The following is an 18,917-nucleotide window of genomic DNA, read 5'->3' on the forward strand; positions in this document are numbered from 1 at the left end:
CTCCTTTTCGCCAGCCAACGCCGCGATCAGGGGCCGTGTTCCCCTGCCGCGCCGCCCTGCGGCGGTTTGCCCGGGTCGCCCCGGTCCAGCGCCCGCGTGCCCAGTTCCGAGCCTTCCAGCACGGTGACCTCGCGCTGCGGGAAGGGGATGGAAATACCGTGCTCCTGAAACGCGTCCCACAGCGCCAGGTACACGTTGCCGCGGATGTTGGTCAGGCCGCCGGTCGGGTCGCTGATCCAGAACCGCAGGATGTAATCCACGCTGCTGTCGCCGAAGCCCACGATGTGGCACACCGGCGCCTTGAAGGCCAGCACCCGCTCCACCCCCTTGGCGGCGTCGATGGCCACCTTGCGCACCAGGTGCGGGTCGTCGCCATAAGCGGTGCCGAAATAGATATCCAGCCGCACGAACTCGTTGGAATGCGACCAGTTCACCACCTGCCCGGTGATCAAATCCTCGTTCGGGATCAGGTATTCCTTGCCGTCCCGCGTGGTGATCGAGATATAGCGTGCGCCAAGGCTGTTGATCCAGCCGAAGGTCTCGCCCAGGCTGATGACGTCGCCGGGCTTGATCGACTTGTCCAGCAGGATGATCACCCCCGACACCAGGTTCGACACCACCTTCTGAAGGCCGAAGCCGAGGCCCACGCCGATGGCGCCCGACAGCACCGCAAGCCCGGTCAGGTCCACCCCCACGGCGCGCAGGCCGATGAAGAAGGCCGCGCCATAAAGCGATATCTGGATCACCTTGACCGCCAGCACCTGCATCGACGGCGAAATGTCCTTGTTCGAGCGGATGCGCGAGGCCGAAGTCGTGGACACGAACCGCGCCAGGAACATCAGGAACGCGATCATCGCGACGGCCTGCAACACGATCCACAGCGACAGGCGCATCTCGCCCAGGTGCACCGCCGCGCTGTCCAGAATCTGGATCGTCTCGTCCGTCAGCCCGACGATCGACAGGGTGACCCATGTCCAGGCGGCATAGCGCACGATGCCGCGCAGGAACGCGTTGCCGATCAGCCGCGTGATGACCGCGATGAACAGCCACGCGGTGGCAAGGCTCGCCATGACGCCGATGAGGTAGGACCGGCTGGGCCACGTCACCTCCTGCATGATCCCGTAGACCGGCCAGATCAGAAGCACCATGAAGATCAGGCGCAAGCGACGGTGCATCATCACCAGGAACCGCATCCGCCACTTGGGCCAGCCCTCGCGGGTGCGCATCCAGTTGTGCAGGTGCGGCCCGAAGATCCGCGCCAGAATCGTGGCCGCGACCCACAGCCCGATGATGATCCCCACCTGGTACAGGCTCCAGGGCCGCAGCAGGCCCGCCACGAACAGCTGCGCCTGTTCCCACAGCCCGATGGCGATGGTCTGGGCCTGTTCGATCGCGTCATTGGCCAGGTCCGGCGTCGCCTCGGCGGGCGAGCTCATGCCGGCGTCCTCGCCGGTGGCGGTGTCTGTGACGGCGTCCTCTTCCATGGCAATACCTTACACGCCCCCCGCGTGTGAACAAGTCGCGCTGGACAGTGGCCGCATGGCCTCTAAGCTGTTGTGAACATTCGGCGCGGCCCCGTCGCCGCCCCGGAACTTGTTGAAAGAGGAGGAGCCGCGCCCATGTCCACGCTACTTGTCACCCACGAGGACGGTCTCAACCACGTCACGCCCGACGGTCACCCCGAACGCGTGGCGCGGCTGGAACACCTGTGGCCCGCGCTCGACGGCAAGGACGTGGTCCGGGCCGAGGCGCCGCTGGCGACGGATGCCGACCTGACGCTGTGTCATCCGCAGGACTACGTCAACATGGTCCGCGAGGCGATCCCGGCGCAGGGCTTCAACCAGCTTGACGGCGACACGTGGCTGTCGCCCGGCTCGTTCGACTGCGCCGCGCGGGCCGTCGGCGGCGCGATGCTGGCGGTCGACAAGGTGCTGGATGGCGAGGTCGGCAACGCCTTCGTCGCGATGCGCCCGCCGGGCCACCACGCCGAAACCGCCACGCCGATGGGCTTCTGCCTGTTCGGCACCGCGGCGATTGCCGCGAAACACGCTCTGGACCGGCACGGATTGTCCCGCGTCGCGGTGGTGGATTTCGACGTGCATCACGGCAACGGCTCGCAGGACCTGCTGCGCGGCGAGGCGCGCGCGCTCTTCATCTCGTCCCACCAGATGCCGCTCTGGCCCGGCACGGGCGGCGCGCATGAAACCGGCGACCACGACAACGTGCTGAACGTGCCCTTGGCGCCGGGCACGGCCGGGCAGGGGTTCCGGCAGGAATACGAAGGCCAGATCTTTCCCCGGCTCAAAGAGTTCAGGCCCGAGCTGATCCTGGTCTCGGCCGGCTTCGACGCCCATGCCGACGACCCGCTGGCCAACCTGAACCTGCGCGAGGACGATTTCGCCTGGGTCACCCGCCGCCTGTGCGAGATCGCAGCGGAACACTGCGACGGCCGCCTGGTCTCCTGCCTCGAAGGCGGCTATGATCTGAACGCCCTGGCCGCCAGCGGGGCGGTGCACGTGGACGAGTTGATCCGCGCGGCGGGCTGAGCGACAGGCCGCCCTGCCGTGACGTAAGTTAACGGTTTCACCGAAAATTCATGGAAAATGCCGCGCCGCGGCATTATCTTTCCGTCAGGGAGGACACCTCTGCCCGGGCTTGGCCCGCGCCAAGGAGTCCAAGACCATGAATGCCGACGTCACTCATGACAAGATACTGATTCAGCCGGATATTCGCCGCCTGTGGCCGGCGGACAAACGGCTTTTGCTGGACCATTTCGCGCGGCTCGACCCCGAGACCCGCCGCCTGCGCTTTGGCGCCAGCGTGACCGAAGACTTCGTCGCCGGGTATGCCGAAACCCTGCTTGGCCTCGACAGCGTCGTCTACGGCGCGTTCGTCGACGGGGACCTGCACGGCGTGGGCGAGTTGCGGATGCTTCTGAACAGCTGGCCCGTGCGCGCCGAAATCGCCCTCAGCGTCGATCCCGACTGGCAGCACGAAGGCATCGGCGACGCGCTTTTCGTGCGGATGCTGGCGGCGGCCCAGAACCGGGGCGTGCGCTCGCTCTACATGATGTGCCTGCGCGAGAACGAACGGATGCAGCGCCTCGCGCGCCGTCACGACGCGACCCTGACCTTCGACATCGGCGAGGTCGAGGCCACGCTCGACCCGCCCTGGCCCACGGCGCTGTCGCTGGCCGAGGAAATGGTGGGCGAAACCCGCACCTACCTGCACGCGGTCCTGCGCCCGCCGTTCTGAAGACCGACCGGAGCCCCAGAAAATTCGTACGAATTTTCTGGGACGCAGATTATTCGCAGAATAATCTGCGCGACCCCCGGCGCGTTCACCCCGCCGATGCTCCGGCGCCCAACCCTCAGATTGGCACTTCCGATGTCGCCTTTTCGGTCGACACGACGATGGATGTCCGGAATTTTCGGACGTTCTTGTCGGCAAAGAAGAACCTATGGGTGAAGGCCTCGTAGTCGGCAATGTCGCGGGCCATCACCAAGAGGATGAAGTCCGCCTCCCCGGCAATGCAGTAGAAATGGGTCACCTGGCGATCCTCGCGCGCCTTGCGCTTGAAGGCGTCGATCTGGTCGAGCCTGTCGCGCTCCAATTCCACCGCGACGATGGCCGTGATGCCAAGACCCACCTGTGCGGTATCGAGGATCGCGACCTCCCGCCGGATCGCCCCGGCCTCTCTCAGGCTGCGCAGCCGCCGCTGGACAGAGGCCGTCGAGAGGCCGGTTGTCTCTGCAAGCGACTGGATCGACGTTCTGGCGTTCCTTTGCAGTTGATCGAGTAGTTTGCGATCCGCAGCGTCCATGATGCGTGCTCCTGTAAATTACGGGGATGTTGATCCTGCAAGATCATCTTTTAGCGCAATTCCGTATCGTCTGCATCATCCGCACCGCTTAAGATGCGCGGCATGACACATGGAATGATACGAGGGGCCGTCTCCATCCTGCCCCTGGCCTTCGGAGCCGCCTTGTATGGCTTTGCCTTCGGCCTGCTTGCGGCGCAGGTGGGCTTCACGTGGTGGGGCGTCGGATTGATGAGCGCATCGGTCCATGCCGGATCGTCGCAGATCGTCGCCGTCGAACAGCTTGCCGCCACCGGCACCGTCCTCGGCGCCGTCCTTGCGGGGGTCGCGTTGAACCTGCGCTACGTGGGCATCGTGGCGTCCCTCGCGGATGTACTGGACGGATTGCCACTGCGGTTGAGGCTGATCGCCATTCACATCACGGGGGATGAAAACTGGGCGCTGACCATGGCCGAACGCGCGAAGTCGCCGGACGTCGGCGCGGCGTTCCTGATGGGGTCGGGGCTGGTGATGATCTCGGTCTGGACGGCATCGACAGCCCTCGGCGCGGTGATCGGTGCCGTTCTGCCCGATCTCGAACGCTTCGGCCTGGGGTTCGCCTTCACCGCGGCATTCATCGCCATGGCGCGGGGCCTCTGGCGGGGACGGTCCCGCGCCTTGCCCTGGGCCGTCGCGGCCGGGGCGACGATCGCCGCCATCTCGCTCGGAGCGCCACGGGCCTACGGAATCGTCGCGGGCGCGCTTTGCGGGTTGGTTGCCATCTCGCTGATGCGCCGAAGACGGGCCGCGGCCCGATGAGCGGCGCGCATTGGGCGATGATCGGCCTGCTGGCCCTGGGTGCCGCCGCAATCCGTGTCGCCGGGCTTGTGGCAGGCGGGCGGATCCGCTCTTCGCGTCATGCCTGGATTCTGGAAGATTTGCCGGGGCTGATCGTGGTCAGTCTGGTCGCGTCATCGCTGATCGGTCAGCCGTTTCCGACCTGGCTCGCGGCCGGTGTGGCGCTTGTCGTCGCCGTCGCGACGAACCACGTTATCGCAACGATGGCCGCGGGGGTGCTCGCCTTTGCCGGGCTTATGTGGCTTGGGCTTTAGGGGATGCGCCACTCCCCGCGCCCTCATTCCGCTGCGTATCTCTGCCGCGCGGCGCTCTCCTGCAGCAGCCAATGCGCCACGATGGCGCTTTCATTGCGCGGCTCGACCCCCTGCCGCCGCAACAGGTAATAGCCCGAGCGCGTGCGCACATGCTCGTCCCCCATCGGCCGGATCAGGTCGCCCGATTGCAGGTGGTGGTCCACCAGGTGCCCCCAGCCCAGCGCGATGCCCAGCCCATCCCGCGCCGCCTGGATCGCCAGCGGATAGGTGTTGACCGACGCCGACGGCCGCACCTTGTCGGGATCGGCGCCGATCCGGTCCAGCCAGGTGCGCCAGTTCAGCCACTCGGCATGGTTGTTGCTGACCTCGATCAGGTCGTGCCGCCGCAGCGCGTCGACACTGTCGATGCCCGCCCGCCCCTTCAGATAGCCCGGCGCGCAGACCGGAAACACCGTCTCGCCGAACAGCCGCGTCGCCTCGTATCCCGGCCAGTCGCCCTCGCCGCGCAGGATCGCCAGGTCCATGTCCTTGGCCAGGCATTCTGCATCCACGTCAGACGAGGTCAGCGCGATGGTGATGTTGCAATTCGCCTCGTGAAACGCCCGCAGCCGCGGCATCAGCCACAGCGAAGAGACAGAGTTCGTCGCCCCCAGCTTCACCGTGCTTTTCTCCAGCTGCGCGCACATGTCCTCGGACACCCGCACCAGCGTCTTCAGCGCCGGCGCGATCCCGGACAAGAGCTTGCGCCCCATATCCGTCAGCCGCACCGAACGGTGCCCGCGCACGAACAGCGCACATTGGTAATGCTGTTCCAGCAGCCGGATCTTGCGGCTGATGGCGGTTTCCGAGACGTTCAGTTCCTTGCCCGCCGCGGCAAAGCTCTCCAGCTCCGCCGCCACCTCGAAGGCCAGCAGGTAGTCAAGGCGCGGCAACACGGCGCGATTGCGCAGCATCCTTCACACTCCTCAAAACTCGGGACAACGCCACGAGCCTAGCCGTGGCACCCGCCCTTTGCCAAACTTTTTTAGAGGCATGGCACAAAAAGTTTATAATCAGAGTTCCACCCGGTCTTTGCGATACTGCGCCCGCTAACAAAGGGCCGGCACGCAGAATCAGGCCCGACAGCCAACTGGGAGTTACCATGAAAATCAAAGCATTGATGTCCGCGACGGCCATCGCCCTGGCTTCGGCCTCGGCCGGTTTCGCCGCCGAGGACAGTTCCGAACCCATCGTCATCCCGCTGCACAACTGGTCCAGCCAGATCGTGATGAGCCATGCCGTGGGCCAGATCTTCGAGGAGATGGGCAACAACGTCGAATTCGTCACCACCGACAGCCAGGCGGTCTACGAATCGATCCGCCTGGGCGACGTGACGCTGGAACTGGAAGTCTGGGAAGGCGCGTTCGGGGCCTCGTTCCGCGAGGCGCTGTCCAAGGGCGGCCTGCACGACGCGGGCGACCACGACGCCGTCACGCGCGAGGACTGGTGGTACCCGTCCTGGACCAAGGACGCCTGCCCGGGCCTGCCCGACTGGAAGGCGCTCAATGACTGTGCCGAGCTTTTCGCCACGCCCGAGACCGGCGACCAAGGCCTCTTCCTCGACGGTCCCGTCGACTGGCTCAAGCACGGCAAGGAACGCGCCGAGGCGCTGGATCTGAACTATGTCGTGAAAAACGCGGGCTCCGCCGCCGCGCTCTGGGCGCATATCGCGTCGGCCGAAGAGGACAAGACCCCGATCCTGGTCTTCAACTGGACGCCAAACTTCGCCGAGGCTGTCTGGCCCGGTGAATTCGTCGAGTTCCCGGCCTGGGAAGACGGCTGCGACACCGACCCCGCCAAGGGCCCCAACCCCGATGCGCTCTACGATTGCGGCAACCCCGCCGACGGCTACCTGAAAAAGGCCGCATGGGACGGGATGAAGGACAAGTGGCCAAACGCCTACGAGGTGCTGACCAAGATCTCCTTCACCAACGCGCAGATCGCCGAAATGGCCAAGCTGGTGGATATCGAGGATTACGAGCCCGAGGAAGCCGCCGAGATCTGGCTGGAAGACAACGAGGACGTCTGGAAAGGCTGGCTGCCCGGCGGCGACACCTGATCTTTTCGTCTTTCCCTGCCCGGCTCTCGCGCCGGGCAGGGCCTTGCCGGCGGTCCGCACCGCCGGCGTCTCATCAAGGACACGCCGCCTCATGACCTCGGACAGCCCCGTCATCTCCTGCCGCAACGCGTGGAAGCTTTTCGGCCCCAACCCGCGACAATACCTCAAATCCATGCCTGCCGGGCACGGGTACGAGGATATCCGCGCCGATGGCTATATCGCCGGGGTCAAGGACGTGTCGGTCGAGGTTTCCAAGGGCGAGATGCTGGTCATCATGGGGCTTTCGGGTTCTGGCAAATCCACACTGGTGCGCTGTTTCTCGCGCCTGCACGACATCACCGGCGGTACGATCGAGGTCGAGGGGCAGGACATCATGGCCCTGCCCGAGAAAGAACTGATCGAGCTGCGCCGCTCGAAGATGGGCATGGTGTTCCAGTCCTTCGGCCTGTTGCCCCACCGCACAGTGCTGGAAAACGTCGCCTTCCCGCTGGAAATGCGCGGACAGGACCGGCACGCGCGCCGCGAACGTGCTTTGGAGGTTATCAAGCTGGTGGGTCTGGAAGGCCGCGAGGAATACTTCCCGCGCGAACTTTCCGGCGGCCAGCAACAGCGCGTCGGCATCGCGCGTAGCCTCGCGATCGAACCGGATATCTGGTTCCTCGACGAGCCGTTCTCCGCGCTCGACCCGCTGATCCGGCGCGAGATGCAGGACGAATTTCTGCGCCTTCAGGCCATGCTGGGCAAGACCATCGTCTTCATCACCCACGATTTCGACGAGGCGCTGCGCCTTGCCGACCGCATCGCCATCATGAAGGACGGCGCGATCGAGCAATGCGATACGCCTGACCGCATCGTGATGGACCCGCAGACCGAATATGTCCGCAAGTTCACCGAGGATATCGACAAGGCCCATGTCGTCCACGCCAGCGTTCTGGCCAAACCCGTCAACGGCCACGCGGTCGACGGCGAGGCCATTGCGGGCGACCGCACCATTCACCAGATCGCGCGCCAGTTGGTCAGCGACCCGCGCGAGCATCTGCCCGTGGCGGGCAAGGACGGCAAGGTGATCGGCGTATTGACCCGGGCCGAGGCGCTGGAGGTGCTTCTGGGGGACAGCGCCAATGGCTGACGTCGCCACCAACGCCGCCCGCACCTCCCTGTCGATGCGCCAGCCCGGCGCAACCCGCGACCCCGTGCTGGTGGCGCTCTTGCTGGTGGCCGCGATCCTCTGCGCGGCCAAGCCGGTGCTGCCCGATTTCCTGATCCGCCTGCCCGAGGCATGGATTCCGCCCTTGGCGCAGTGGCTCGACGCGTTCTTCGACGTCATCACCGGCGACATGCAGGAGGGGCGCTTCGGCCTCATCTACATCACCCGCTGGTTCGCCGAAGGCCCGCTGGAGTTTCTGCTGGGCGTCACCGCCAACCTGCTGGAAGGAAAGTACCGCTGGCCCTACATGGCCGACCCCATTCCGTGGGCCGCCGTGGCGGGGCTGGCCGCCGTGATCGGCTATTACCTCGGCGGCTGGAAACTGTCGCTGCTGGCCGGCGGCACCTTCGTCTGGACCGCCTTCATGGGCCAGTGGGAGCTGACGATGCAGACCCTTTCGGTGCTGCTGGTGGCCGCCCCACTGGGCTTTTTCGTGGGCCTCGTCATCGGCATCGCGGCGTGGAAATACAAGTGGTTCGACAACGCGATCAAGCCGCTGCTGGCCGTCATGCAGACGCTGCCCTTCTACACCTACCTTCTTCCGGCGGTGATCTTCTTCAAGGTCGGCCCCACCGCGGGAGCCATCGCCACCACGATCTATGCCACCCCGCCGATGATCCTGATGACGACCGTGGGCCTGAAAAAGGTCTCGCCCGAGATCGTCGAGGCCGGAAAGATGTCGGGCGCCACCCGCTGGCAGATGTTGACCAAGGTGTTCATCCCCTCGGCGCGCACGGAAATCCTCGTGGGCGTGAACCAGGTGATCATGCTCTGCCTCGCCATGGTGGTTCTGACCGCCTTCATCGGTATGCCCGGGCTTGGCGGCAAACTGCTGGCCATGATGAACTCCCTCAAATTGGGCCGTTCGTTTGAGATCGGTATCACCATCGTCCTGGTGGCCATCACGCTCGACCGCCTCAGCAAGGCGTGGGTGCGCAAGTTGCCCGAGCATCACCCCAAGGACACGCCCTTCTACATCCGCTACAAGTACACCGTCCTGTCGGTGGTGGTCTTCGCCGGGCTCTACCTCTTGGCCCAACCCGTCGAGATCCTGAACGAGGTCGGCCGCCGCCAGTCGCTGTCCATGGGGCGCGAGATTGACGGTGTGTTCGAGGCGTTCCTCAACCTCGACGTGGTTCAGGCGATCACCGGCACCATCCGCTATGTGCTGAACGTCTGGGTCCTGATCCCCTTCCGCGATGCGCTTTTGTGGATCCCCACCTCGGCCTTCATCCTGCTGGTGGTGGCCTTCGCCTATGGCGTCGGCGGCAAGAAACCGGCGATCTATGCCGCAATCTTTTTCTCCATCGTCGCCTTCTCGGGCTGGTGGGACCGGTCGGTCATCACGCTCTATTCGGTGCTGTCGGCCATGGCGATCTCGATGATGATCGGCATTCCCATCGGCATCCTCGCTTCGCGGTCGGAAAAATGGTCCGAACGGATGCTTTTGGCCTGCGACACCGCGCAGACCTTCCCCAGCTTCATCTACCTGCTGCCCGCGATCATGCTTTTCGGCATCACCGACACCACCGTGGTGCTGTCCATCGTGATCTTCACCATGGTCCCGCTCACCCGCTACACCATCGAAGGGCTGCGCAGCGTGCCCGCCGAAATGACCGAGGCCGCCGACATGGCCGGCTGCTCGCGCTGGCAGAAACTGACGTCGGTGCAACTGCCGCTGGCGATGCCCACCATGGCCGTCGGCTTCAACCAGGGCATCATGTTCGCCTTCTTCATGGTCATCATTGCGGCCTTCATCGGCACGCAGGACCTGGGCCAGGAACTGCAGCGCACGCTGGCGGGCACCGATCTGGGGAAAAACTTCGTCCTCGGGATCAATGTCTCGCTCATGGCGTTGACCTTCGACATGGCGATCCTCAGCTGGGCCAACCGCCGCAAACGGGCGCTGGGCCTCGATTGATGCTACAATTCACGAGTGATAAAAGGCACATCCATGACCGTTAAGCCTGTCTTCGAGACCCCATATGAACGCGCCGGCGTCATCACGCCCGGCCTGCCCATCCTGCCCCACGGAACGGAACGACACCCCATCCCCGGCGGCGGCTCCCGCGCCGTGCCGATCTATCGCGGCGACGAGGTGTCGGTGCTGGATTTCCAGGGGCTGCAACCCGGCGAGATGGTGTTCTTCACCCCAGACGGCAAGTCCGACCCCGGCCGCCTCGGCGCCTCCAGCCACGGCCGCCCGGATGGCGTCCTGTCGGTGCTCGACAACGGCTCGGTCTCGGGCCGCCGCGTCGCTTCGGCGCTCGACCGGGCCGGGTTCAAGCTGGGCGATGCGCAATGCATCAAGGTGTTCTCCGAAGGCTCCCGCGCCGGTGAGATGGCGACCTTTCAGGCTGACAGCGACGGCCTGCTTATCGTCGCCGCCCCCGGCGGCCCGATGGACCCGGGCACGCAGGCGCCGCCCACCGACCTGATCCTCTATATCCGCCGCGCCGATCCCGGCATCGCCAAGGGCGGGCACATGCCGCCCGACCCGCTGGCCGATCCGCTCCACGACATCAACATCCAGCCGGGCGAGGCGAAATCCTATCACGTCCAGAAAGGCCAGTTCATCCAGGTGCTCGACGTGCAGGGCCGCGAATGTTCGGATTTCCAGGCCTTCTCGCTGCGCTCGCTCGACAAGGGCCTCGACCGCGAGATCGACCCGACGACGACCCGCACCCTGATGGGGTCGCTCTACCCCCAGCCGGGCATCTTCGCCAAGTACTGGAACGTCGATCAGGAACCGCTGGTCGAGATCGTGCAGGACACCTGCGGGCGGCATGACACGTTCGGCCTGGCCTGCACCGCGCGCTATTACGAGGAGCTGGGCTATCCCGGCCACGTCAACTGTTCCGACAACATGAACCGCGACCTGGAACAATACGGCGTGCGCCCGCGCGCCGGCTGGCCCGCGATCAACTTCTTCTTCAACACCATGCTGGACGAGACCAACGCCATCGGCATGGACGACCCGTGGTCGCGCCCGGGCGATTACGTGCTCTTGCGCGCGCTCACCGATCTGGTCTGCGTGTCCACCGCCTGTCCCTGCGACGTGGACGAGGCCAACGGCTGGAACCCCACCGACATCCAGGTCCGCACCTATTCCGAGACCAACAGCTTCAGCCGTTCTGTCGGCTACAGAAAATCAGCGGAGGCCCCTTTGGAACACACCAAGGAAACCGGATTTCACGAGTGTTTCGCCCGGCACACACGGGATTTTGTCGAGTATAACGGGTATTGGTTGCCAAATTCCTTCCCGTCGGTGGGCACGATCGGCGAATACTGGGCCTGCCGCGAGAAGGCGGCGATCATGGACCTGTCGCCCCTGCGCAAGTACGAGGTCACCGGCCCCGACGCCGAGGAACTGATGCAGTATTGCGTGACCCGCAACGTCAAGAAGCTGGCGGTGGGGCAACTGGTCTATACCGCCATCTGCTATGAGCACGGCGGCATGATCGACGACGGCACGCTCTTCCGCATGGGCGAGAATGCCTTCCGCTGGATCGGCGGCAACGACACCTCCGGCCTGTGGATTCGTGAACAGGCCGAAAAACTGGGTCTGAACGCCTGGGTGCGCAACTCCACCGACCAGTTGCACAACGTGGCGGTGCAGGGGCCTCTGTCGCGGGACATCCTGAAACAGATCATCTGGACCGCCCCGGCCAATCCCACGCTGGAAGAGCTGGGCATGTTCCGCTTCACCCCCGCGCGCCTCAATGATTTCGACGGCACCGCGATTGTCGTGGGCCGCGCGGGCTATTCCGGCGAGCTGGGATACGAGATCTTCTGCCACCCGAAAGACGCGGAGGAGGTCTTCGACACGATCTGGAAAGTGGGCGAGCCGATGGGGCTGAAGCCGCTTGGATTGGCGGCGCTCGACATGATCCGCATCGAGGCCGGCCTGATCTTTGCCGGCTCCGAATTCGACGACCAGACCGACCCTTTCGAGGCTGGCATCGGCTTCACCGTGCCGCTGAAATCCAAGAACGACGATTTCATCGGGCGCGCCGCGCTTGAAGAGCGCAAGGCGCATCCGCAGCGCAAGATGGTCGGGCTGGAACTCGAAGGCGGCCGCGTGGCCAGCCCCGGCGATTGCGTCCGCATCGGCAAGGCGCAGGTGGGCGAGGTGACCTCCGCCGTGAAATCCCCCATCCTCGGCAAGAACATCGCGCTGGCCCGCGTGGACGTGACCCACGCCGAGCCGGGGACGGATATCGAGGTGGGGCAATTGGACGGTCTGCAGAAACGCCTCAAGGCCAGGGTCGTGCCCTACCCGCATTTCGACCCGACCAAGGAACGGGTGAAGGGCAACTACGGCTGAGCCCTACTCGTCCGTCTCGCCCGCGGTCATCCTCGGGCCTGACCCGAGGATCTCTCCGCCCCGGAGATCCCGGATCAAGTCCGGGATGACGGTCACACCTTCTCCCCGCCGCGTAGGGCGGGGTTTCACCCCGCCTCGGTGCCGGGATAAATCCCGGCCTACATCTACGCCGTCCCGGGCCTGTGTAGGCACCTCTTCCATGTCCGGCATCCCTCGTAGGGTGGGTGAAAACCCACGCGCCCCCCGCACGCCCTGTTAATTCCGGCCCCCGGGACACCGCACCGTCGCCATACCACCCAAATACCGACGCGTTACCGACGTCCTTTTCGCAAGCCGGACACTCTTAACCTTTTGATTCGCCTACGCAAACCGCCCCTGACAGAACCATCCCGACGACATCGTGCCGCCATGCGCATAAAAGAGCCACAACCGCTCCCCCCGGCCGGTGATCACCTGCCAGTAATCCCGCACCCCCGACCGCCAATTCGGATCGTCCAGCCACCACTCGGGCGCGATCCGCTCCGGCCCCTTCGCCTCGGCCAAGTCATGTGCCCGCCCCCGCCACCGGAACGTCCCCGAAAGGTGCGGCACGTCCGGGGCATTGACCGGCTCTGGGCCCCAGATCAGCAAGGGGCGCGGCGTGGCCGGGCGGGGCCACTCCGCTGCCGGCTCCGACCATGCGGCGGCCAGGATTTGTGACGTCTTTTCAGGGATGTGGCTGCTGGCGGGGTGCAGGCGCGTGATCGCCTCCAGCCCGATGCGCCCGCCCACGCGACCGATCAGATCCTCCACGGCGGTATCCCGCGCCAGCCGGTCGCGCGCGGCCTGGGTCGCGTCCAGATGACCGGCGGCGGTGCGGTGCTGAACCGGCTCGCTCACGGCAGCCACCAGCCGCAAGGCGTCGATGCCAAAGCCCGCGTCGATCTCGTCCAGCCGCATGGCCAGCAGGGGGCGGATGCGGTCGGGCTCGTCCGTCGCCCGCGCCAACCCCGCCTCGATCCAGCCCATGGTGCTGTCGGCGCGCCACGCCTCCAGCCGGACCTTGCGCACGCCCTGTCCCTGGTCCGCCAGAAGCTGGCACAGGCGCGGCACCAGCCGGTCCAGACCGGCCTGTAAATCGTCAATCAAACCAATGGGTTCCGGCAGGGTCAGGCGGGTCGCCAGCCGGGGCTTCACCCGCGCCGGGGAAACGGGTTCCGGCGCCGCTCCCACCGCCTGATCCATCCGCAAGAGCAGTCCCCTGCCAAAGCGCCGGGCCAGCGGTCCGCGCGGCTGGTTCAAGAGGTCGCCCACCTTGCGCAGGCCCAGCCGGTTGAGGGCCGCGACCTGATCTTCCTCCAGCCGCAGAGCGGCAATGGGCAAGGGGGACAGAAACGTGCGCGCCTGCCCGGGCGGCGCGATGGAAAACGGCCTTGAATTTGAACGGCTTACGCCCGCCACCGGCGCCGCGCCGCCGCGTTCCCAGTGCCGCCGCTTGGCTGCACGAGAGCGGGTCGCACGGGCCTCCTGGTCGATAGCGTCGCCGCTGCGATCCGCCCCCGGCACGGCTCCGGCATAGCGCGCCAAAGCCCAGGCCGCGCCCACGGACCCGGCCAGGCCGCACCGCGTCGTCAGGCCTGAAAGTGACGCCTCTTCAATGACTTGGCGGATCATCGCCTCTTCACCGCCGAAAAGATGCGCACAGCCGGTGATGTCCACCAGCAACGCATCGGGCGGCTGCGTCGCCACCCAGGGGCTCAGCCGTTCGGCCCATCGCCCGAGGCTGGCCAGGAACGCCGCCTCTTGGTGCGGGTTTTGCAGTTTCGTGACCAGCGTGGCGCACATCGCATGGGCATCGCGCAAGGGCTGACCCACCCTCAGCCCCGCCGCCTCGGCCGCGCCCGACAGCGAGCACAGCACCTGCATTTGCCCGGTGTCGCGCACCACGGCAAAAGGCACGTCCGCATCCAGCCCGGTCCGCCGCAGCAGCCGTTCGGCCCCCAGCCGGGGAAACCAGACAGAAAGGATACGCCGTTCGGGCATGGCAGCGGGACCGGATCAGCAGCGATAATTGTTCTTGATTTGTTCCAAATTAGGGCACCTCGGCACCGGAGTCGAGTCCGCAATGCCGACCCGAGGCCCAAGACAGTTGACGCGGCCAGTGTCCCAAGGCTTAAACAGTGCACCATGGCCCAATCGCTCGACACAGTATTCGCCGCACTGGCCGACCCGACCCGCCGCAGCATCCTGTCGATGCTGCTAGAGGATGACATGGCCGTGACAGACGTGGCCGAGCCGTTCGAGATGTCGCTGGCGGCGGTGTCGAAACATCTTGGCATCCTGACCCGCGCAGGCCTGATCAGCCAGGAACGGCGGGGCCGGGTGGTGTGGTGCAAGCTGGAGCCGGACGCGTTGCGCGACGCGAGCATCTGGATGCAGAGCTTCGGCCAGTTCGAGGCGGTGCACCTGGATGCGTTCGAGCAATTCCTGGCGAAAGAGTTCCGCGATGATGGATGACGCGGCGCCGGGCGCGGCGCTGGATCCGCGTGTCTTGCCGCAGCCGCATGTCGAGACGGTGGAGCAGGCGCAGGTGATCCCCATGTCGCAAGGCCGGGACCTGGCCTGTGGCGTGTTCCGTGCGGATGGCAGCTTTGCCGAGCAATCGCGCACGCTCTATTCTGCCAATCGCTTTACCGCGCAGCCGGATATGCCGGGGGCGGCGGAGGTTTTGCCGGGGCGGCATCTCTTCATCGGCATCGGGCGGCATCATTTCGGGCATTTCCTGCTGGAATGCATCTCGCGGATGTGGCCCTTGGGACAGCGCAGCTATGACGGCCTGGTCCTGATCCCGATGCATGGCATTGATTTCGGGGCGGTTTTTGAGCGTCGGCTGAAGGCGTTCGTGAACCTTCTGAGCGACGGGTTGCCGGTGCATTTCGTGGAAACCCCGGTGCGGGTCGAGGTGCTGGACGTGCCGACACAGGGCATGGGGCACCGCGACTGGGTCACCGGCACGCCGGAGTTTCGCCGCTTCATTCGCGGGCGGCTTCAGGCGGCGGTGACACCCGAGGGGGACGAGAAGATCTACCTCTCGCGGTCCCTCCTGAAACGGTCGGGCCAGATGGTGGACCAGGAAGAGCGGATCGAGCGGCTGATGCACAAGGCGGGCTATACGATCCTGCACCCGCAGCGCCACAGCCTGCCGGAACAATGCGCCCACTACGCCGCCGCGCGGCAGATCGTGGGGCCTGATGGCTCGGCCTTTCATCTGGCGCCATTCATGCTGCAGCCCGGCACGCGGGTGGGCCTGATCCAGCGGCGCTGGCGGCAGGGGGCGTTCGACGCGCTGGCCAATCAGATCGAGGCGTTCTGCGATGTGGAACTGGTGAAAATGAACCCGCTCTTGCGACCGGACGACGGACAAGTATCGGAGGATGTGCCGCCCGCCTTGGACTATCGCCGCCTTGTGCGGAATCTGGAAGCGGGTGGTTTTCTCTGAGATTTCGGAGGAACCGCGATGAAGAAAACCGTTTCAACCTTGATGCTTGTCCTCTGGGCCGCGCCGGGTCTTGCCCAGAATGCCTGTGTCGCACCGCCCCCGGTGGGCGATCCGTGCATGGTCGGGCACTGGGTTGGCGAGAACACGGCCCCCGCACGGATTCGCGCCGCGTTGCAGGGCATGGTGCCGGAGGACGTCATTCGCGACATCGCGGCAGGGGCCTCGCCGACCTTGGGGATTTCCATCTACGATGACGGGTTCTATCACACGCTCCCGTTTCACCAGGCCACGGAATTCACCGATACGTTCGTCGAGACCGGCGATGTCGTGGACTTCCGGCTGGACCTTGCCGCGCCGACGCAGGTGGGATTCATCAACGGCGAGGCTGGGCGGGTCACGTTCTGCGACGCAGGGTCCGCCCCGGCCATGTTTACGATGACGGCCAATGGTGATGGCATGACCGCACCTGTTGCGGGAGCGGAGCGGTACGAGCCGACGATCACCTATACCTGCCGTGGCGACACGATGGGCATGGATGTGCAACTGCCGTCGCCGATCGGCACGGTGCAGTATTTCCTGCGCAGGGTTCCAGAGGATGCGTTCGGCGACGAGTTCCGGAGAATTCGCGATGCGGCGCGGGATCTGGCCGAGTGACTATTCGTCCTTCAAGAGCAGCATCAGCGCCACGATGGTCAGCCCCACGCCCACGAGGGTCATGCGTGGCGGCAGGCCGTGGCCAAGTGCTGCCTGCCAGCAGATCACCCAGGTGGGCGTCAGGTAGGTATAGGCCATGACCTTGGCGCTGGGCAGGCGCAGCGAGGCATATTGCAGCAGAACGAAAGTGATCGCCGTGGCCGCGACGGCGGTATAGACGATGGTGATCCAGACGATGGCGGGCAGGCCAAGCCAGTCGGTGCCGCGCATGTCGGACCAGCCCGCCAGCGCGATCAGCCCGGCGGCAGCGACCATGGCGCCGAAGGAAAAGACAATGGGCCGCTCGCCCCGGTTCAGCTTGCGCACCAGCGGTGTATAGAAGGCGTGGGCGATGCAGCCGAAAAAGAAGATGACCTCGCCCCGGCCCATCTCGAACCGCATAAGCGCCTGAAGATCGGCGTCGAAGATCACCCAGAGCGCCCCCGCCGCGCCGATGGCCAGCGCCACGCCCATGCGCGGGGTCATCACCTGCCGCAATAGGATATAGCCGAACAGCCCCGACATGATTGGTGTCAGGGTAAAGACCGCCGCCGCGCTGACCGGGGCGGCGGTTTTCAGCGCCTCGAACATCATCACGAAGTATAGCCCCATCGACCCGCCCAGGAGCAGGTAGCGCCACGGGGCCTGCCACGTGGCACGCGGGATGCCGACGGTGGCCCAGGCGGCGCTGCCCAGCAGGACCGAGGCCAGGATGAACCGCACCGCGTTGAGGGCTGTGGGCGCGATATGCGGGGCGGCCATGGACCCAAGCGCGAAGGACCCGGCGATCAGCCCGGAAAAGGCCAGCATCGCGGCATGGCCGCGCAGCCGGTCGGTCATTCGACCTCCCACGCCTTGGCGCGGTCCTTGAGGAAGCGCAGGAAGGCCTGCACCTTGGTGGTGCGGTGCAGGTCCATATGGGTCACCAGCCAGATCGGCGCGGACCATTCGTCGCGCGCGGGCATGACCTCGGTCAGGTTGCCGAGCTGGTTGGCAAGGACCTTGCTGAGAAACCCGATACCCGCGCCGTGGGTGATCGCGCGGCGCTGGGCGTGCACGTCCTGACTGCGGAAGATGATGCGCTCTTCGGGCGCTGTCTGCCGCAGCCACTGGTTGAAGGGCGCGCGGTTCTTCGGGTCGTCGGCGCTGACGAACCAGTGCTGGTCGAACTCGTCCTCCGACGCGGGCAGGCCGTGCCGGTCGACATAGGATTGCGCGGCGTAAAGCGTGTGCGCCTGCTTGTAGAAGGGCTGTACCACGTTGTCGGGCTGATCCGGGGCGCGGCCCGCGCGGATGGCGACATGCGCCTCGCCGTATTCCAGGCGAAACAGACGGTCGCCGGTCAGGTAGCGCAGGATGATGTCGGGATACTCCTGCCGGAATTCGGTGAGGACCGGCACCAGAAGGTGGCTGAACCCGCCCAGCGAGGTGATGACCAACTCGCCCGACACATCGTTGCCGCGGCCCTTGATGCGGCCCGCGAGCTGGCTGAACTGGTCGTCGGTGGCCTGGGCGACGCGCAGCAGGTCCTCGCCCGCCTCGGTGGTGGAATAGCCGCGGGCGTGGCGTTGGAAAAGCTTGACGCCCAAGCGTTCCTCGAGCGCGTCGATATGGCGGATGACGGTGGCGTGGTGGACGCCAAGCGCGTCCGCCGCGCCGCTGACCGTTCCCACGCGTGCCACGTGAAAGGCGGTGCGAACTTCATCCCAGCTGTCCATGGCAGGCCTCAGTCGTTTGTGCGAAATCAAACATTACTGGCGAGGCAGTATCAACTTTGTTGAAATAAGCGCAAGCCAAGAATGGCAGCCGGGCCGGGGCGTCTGTTGGGACTCAGGTGCAGTGGCGCGGGCTTAGCCGCACCAGAAGCGCACGATGGTATTGTCGCTGTCCAGATCGACGTTCAGCCGTTTGGGATTGTACTCCATCGTCACGATCCCGCCGGGCGGAATGATGCGCACGGGCTGGTCCAGCGTGGATTGATCGAAGGCGTCCAGCGGCTGGCCCACAAGGGCGGCGTGGTCAGCGGCCATGCAGATATCGGGGCCTTCTTCTTCGGCGCGCGAAGGCACGCCATCGTCGGTAACGGCCGGCCCGCAGGCCGCAACAGTCGCCAGTGTCGCTATTGCCAAAAACCGCATCTTTCATGTCTCCTTCGCGTCGTCTGGGGCAGCATTGGCCAAAGCCCAAGGCCTGTGCAACCCCC

General features: G+C 65.6%; 18 protein-coding genes. 11 read left to right on the forward strand and 7 right to left on the reverse strand.

The genetic code is table 11. The features are described 5' to 3' along the window. Nucleotides 1–26 precede the first annotated feature (26 nt). Nucleotides 27–1,436 (reverse strand): mechanosensitive ion channel family protein, encoded by a 1,410-nt coding sequence (locus FIU85_RS13265; protein WP_152498254.1) that lies wholly within the window; start codon nucleotides 1,434–1,436, stop codon nucleotides 27–29. A 183-nt stretch (nucleotides 1,437–1,619) separates the two neighbouring features. Between FIU85_RS13265 and FIU85_RS13270 the strand changes: the two genes are divergently transcribed. Next, nucleotides 1,620–2,546, forward strand: a complete 927-nt coding sequence (locus FIU85_RS13270; protein ID WP_152497226.1) for a histone deacetylase family protein — start codon at nucleotides 1,620–1,622, stop codon at nucleotides 2,544–2,546. Between the two features lie 136 nt (nucleotides 2,547–2,682). Then, nucleotides 2,683–3,255, forward strand: coding sequence for a GNAT family N-acetyltransferase (locus FIU85_RS13275; RefSeq protein ID WP_152497227.1), 573 nt, complete (start codon nucleotides 2,683–2,685; stop codon nucleotides 3,253–3,255). Between the two features lie 115 nt (nucleotides 3,256–3,370). On the opposite strand, the gene FIU85_RS13280 is transcribed toward FIU85_RS13275, so the two are convergent. Further along, a complete protein-coding gene (locus FIU85_RS13280) occupies nucleotides 3,371–3,823 on the reverse strand; it encodes an Lrp/AsnC family transcriptional regulator (RefSeq protein ID WP_152497228.1) in 453 nt (150 codons plus the stop codon). 114 nt (nucleotides 3,824–3,937) lie between these two features. Here FIU85_RS13280 and FIU85_RS13285 point away from each other — a divergent pair, with 114 nt between their 5' ends. Both FIU85_RS13285 and FIU85_RS13290 read left to right on the forward strand, forming a co-directional pair. Beyond that, entirely contained in the window at nucleotides 3,938–4,618 is a 681-nt protein-coding gene (locus FIU85_RS13285; protein WP_152498255.1) for an AzlC family ABC transporter permease, read from the forward strand. Continuing rightward, the gene (locus FIU85_RS13290) at nucleotides 4,615–4,911 is read left to right on the forward strand and encodes an AzlD domain-containing protein (protein WP_152497229.1); all 297 of its coding nucleotides are present in this window, start codon (nucleotides 4,615–4,617) and stop codon (nucleotides 4,909–4,911) included. The genes FIU85_RS13285 and FIU85_RS13290 overlap by 4 nt, the downstream gene beginning before the upstream one ends. 23 nt (nucleotides 4,912–4,934) lie before the next feature. Here FIU85_RS13290 and FIU85_RS13295 read toward each other — a convergent pair whose 3' ends face one another. Next, nucleotides 4,935–5,864, reverse strand: coding sequence for a LysR substrate-binding domain-containing protein (locus tag FIU85_RS13295; protein WP_152497230.1), 930 nt, complete (start codon nucleotides 5,862–5,864; stop codon nucleotides 4,935–4,937). A 188-nt stretch (nucleotides 5,865–6,052) separates the two neighbouring features. Between FIU85_RS13295 and FIU85_RS13300 the strand changes: the two genes are divergently transcribed. The 4 genes from FIU85_RS13300 to FIU85_RS13315 all read left to right on the forward strand — a co-directional run bounded on the left by FIU85_RS13300 (nucleotide 6,053) and on the right by FIU85_RS13315 (nucleotide 12,543). Then, nucleotides 6,053–7,009, forward strand: coding sequence for an ABC transporter substrate-binding protein (locus FIU85_RS13300; protein WP_152497231.1), 957 nt, complete (start codon nucleotides 6,053–6,055; stop codon nucleotides 7,007–7,009). A gap of 91 nt (nucleotides 7,010–7,100) precedes the next feature. Further along, nucleotides 7,101–8,138 (forward strand): glycine betaine/L-proline ABC transporter ATP-binding protein, encoded by a 1,038-nt coding sequence (locus tag FIU85_RS13305; RefSeq protein WP_152497232.1) that lies wholly within the window; start codon nucleotides 7,101–7,103, stop codon nucleotides 8,136–8,138. Next, nucleotides 8,131–10,137, forward strand: coding sequence for a proline/glycine betaine ABC transporter permease (locus FIU85_RS13310; RefSeq protein ID WP_152497233.1), 2,007 nt, complete (start codon nucleotides 8,131–8,133; stop codon nucleotides 10,135–10,137). Before FIU85_RS13305 ends, FIU85_RS13310 begins: the two co-directional genes overlap by 8 nt. 33 nt (nucleotides 10,138–10,170) lie before the next feature. Beyond that, nucleotides 10,171–12,543 (forward strand): DUF1989 domain-containing protein, encoded by a 2,373-nt coding sequence (locus FIU85_RS13315; RefSeq protein WP_152497234.1) that lies wholly within the window; start codon nucleotides 10,171–10,173, stop codon nucleotides 12,541–12,543. Between the two features lie 360 nt (nucleotides 12,544–12,903). Here the strand turns inward: FIU85_RS13315 and FIU85_RS13320 are convergent, their stop codons facing one another. Further along, nucleotides 12,904–14,565 carry a DNA polymerase Y family protein gene (locus FIU85_RS13320; protein WP_152497235.1) on the reverse strand — a complete coding sequence of 554 codons (1,662 nt, stop codon included), beginning with the start codon at nucleotides 14,563–14,565 and terminating at the stop codon, nucleotides 12,904–12,906. A 144-nt stretch (nucleotides 14,566–14,709) separates the two neighbouring features. On the opposite strand from FIU85_RS13320, the gene FIU85_RS13325 reads away from it, so the two are divergent. Genes FIU85_RS13325 through FIU85_RS13335 form a run of 3 tightly spaced genes read left to right on the forward strand, consistent with a single transcriptional unit; the run spans nucleotide 14,710 to nucleotide 16,675 of the window. After that, entirely contained in the window at nucleotides 14,710–15,039 is a 330-nt protein-coding gene (locus FIU85_RS13325) for a metalloregulator ArsR/SmtB family transcription factor (RefSeq protein WP_152497236.1), read from the forward strand. Then, complete coding sequence (locus FIU85_RS13330; RefSeq protein WP_172978884.1) at nucleotides 15,029–16,021, forward strand: DUF563 domain-containing protein; 993 nt, start codon at nucleotides 15,029–15,031, stop codon at nucleotides 16,019–16,021. Before FIU85_RS13325 ends, FIU85_RS13330 begins: the two co-directional genes overlap by 11 nt. 18 nt (nucleotides 16,022–16,039) lie before the next feature. After that, nucleotides 16,040–16,675 (forward strand): hypothetical protein, encoded by a 636-nt coding sequence (locus FIU85_RS13335; RefSeq protein WP_152497238.1) that lies wholly within the window; start codon nucleotides 16,040–16,042, stop codon nucleotides 16,673–16,675. Here the strand turns inward: FIU85_RS13335 and FIU85_RS13340 are convergent, their stop codons facing one another. From FIU85_RS13340 to FIU85_RS13350, 3 genes are all read right to left on the reverse strand, one after another. Continuing rightward, on the reverse strand, nucleotides 16,676–17,554 hold the full coding sequence (locus tag FIU85_RS13340) for a DMT family transporter (RefSeq protein ID WP_152497239.1): 879 nt from the start codon (nucleotides 17,552–17,554) through the stop codon (nucleotides 16,676–16,678). It lies immediately after the preceding gene. Then, the gene (locus FIU85_RS13345; RefSeq protein ID WP_152493949.1) at nucleotides 17,551–18,432 is read right to left on the reverse strand and encodes a LysR family transcriptional regulator; all 882 of its coding nucleotides are present in this window, start codon (nucleotides 18,430–18,432) and stop codon (nucleotides 17,551–17,553) included. The genes FIU85_RS13340 and FIU85_RS13345 overlap by 4 nt, the downstream gene beginning before the upstream one ends. 132 nt (nucleotides 18,433–18,564) lie before the next feature. Then, nucleotides 18,565–18,852, reverse strand: coding sequence for an I78 family peptidase inhibitor (locus FIU85_RS13350; protein ID WP_152497240.1), 288 nt, complete (start codon nucleotides 18,850–18,852; stop codon nucleotides 18,565–18,567). Between the last annotated feature and the right edge of the window lie 65 nt (nucleotides 18,853–18,917).

This window comes from Roseovarius sp. THAF8 (assembly GCF_009363735.1).
Classification (GTDB): Bacteria; Pseudomonadota; Alphaproteobacteria; order Rhodobacterales; family Rhodobacteraceae; genus Roseovarius.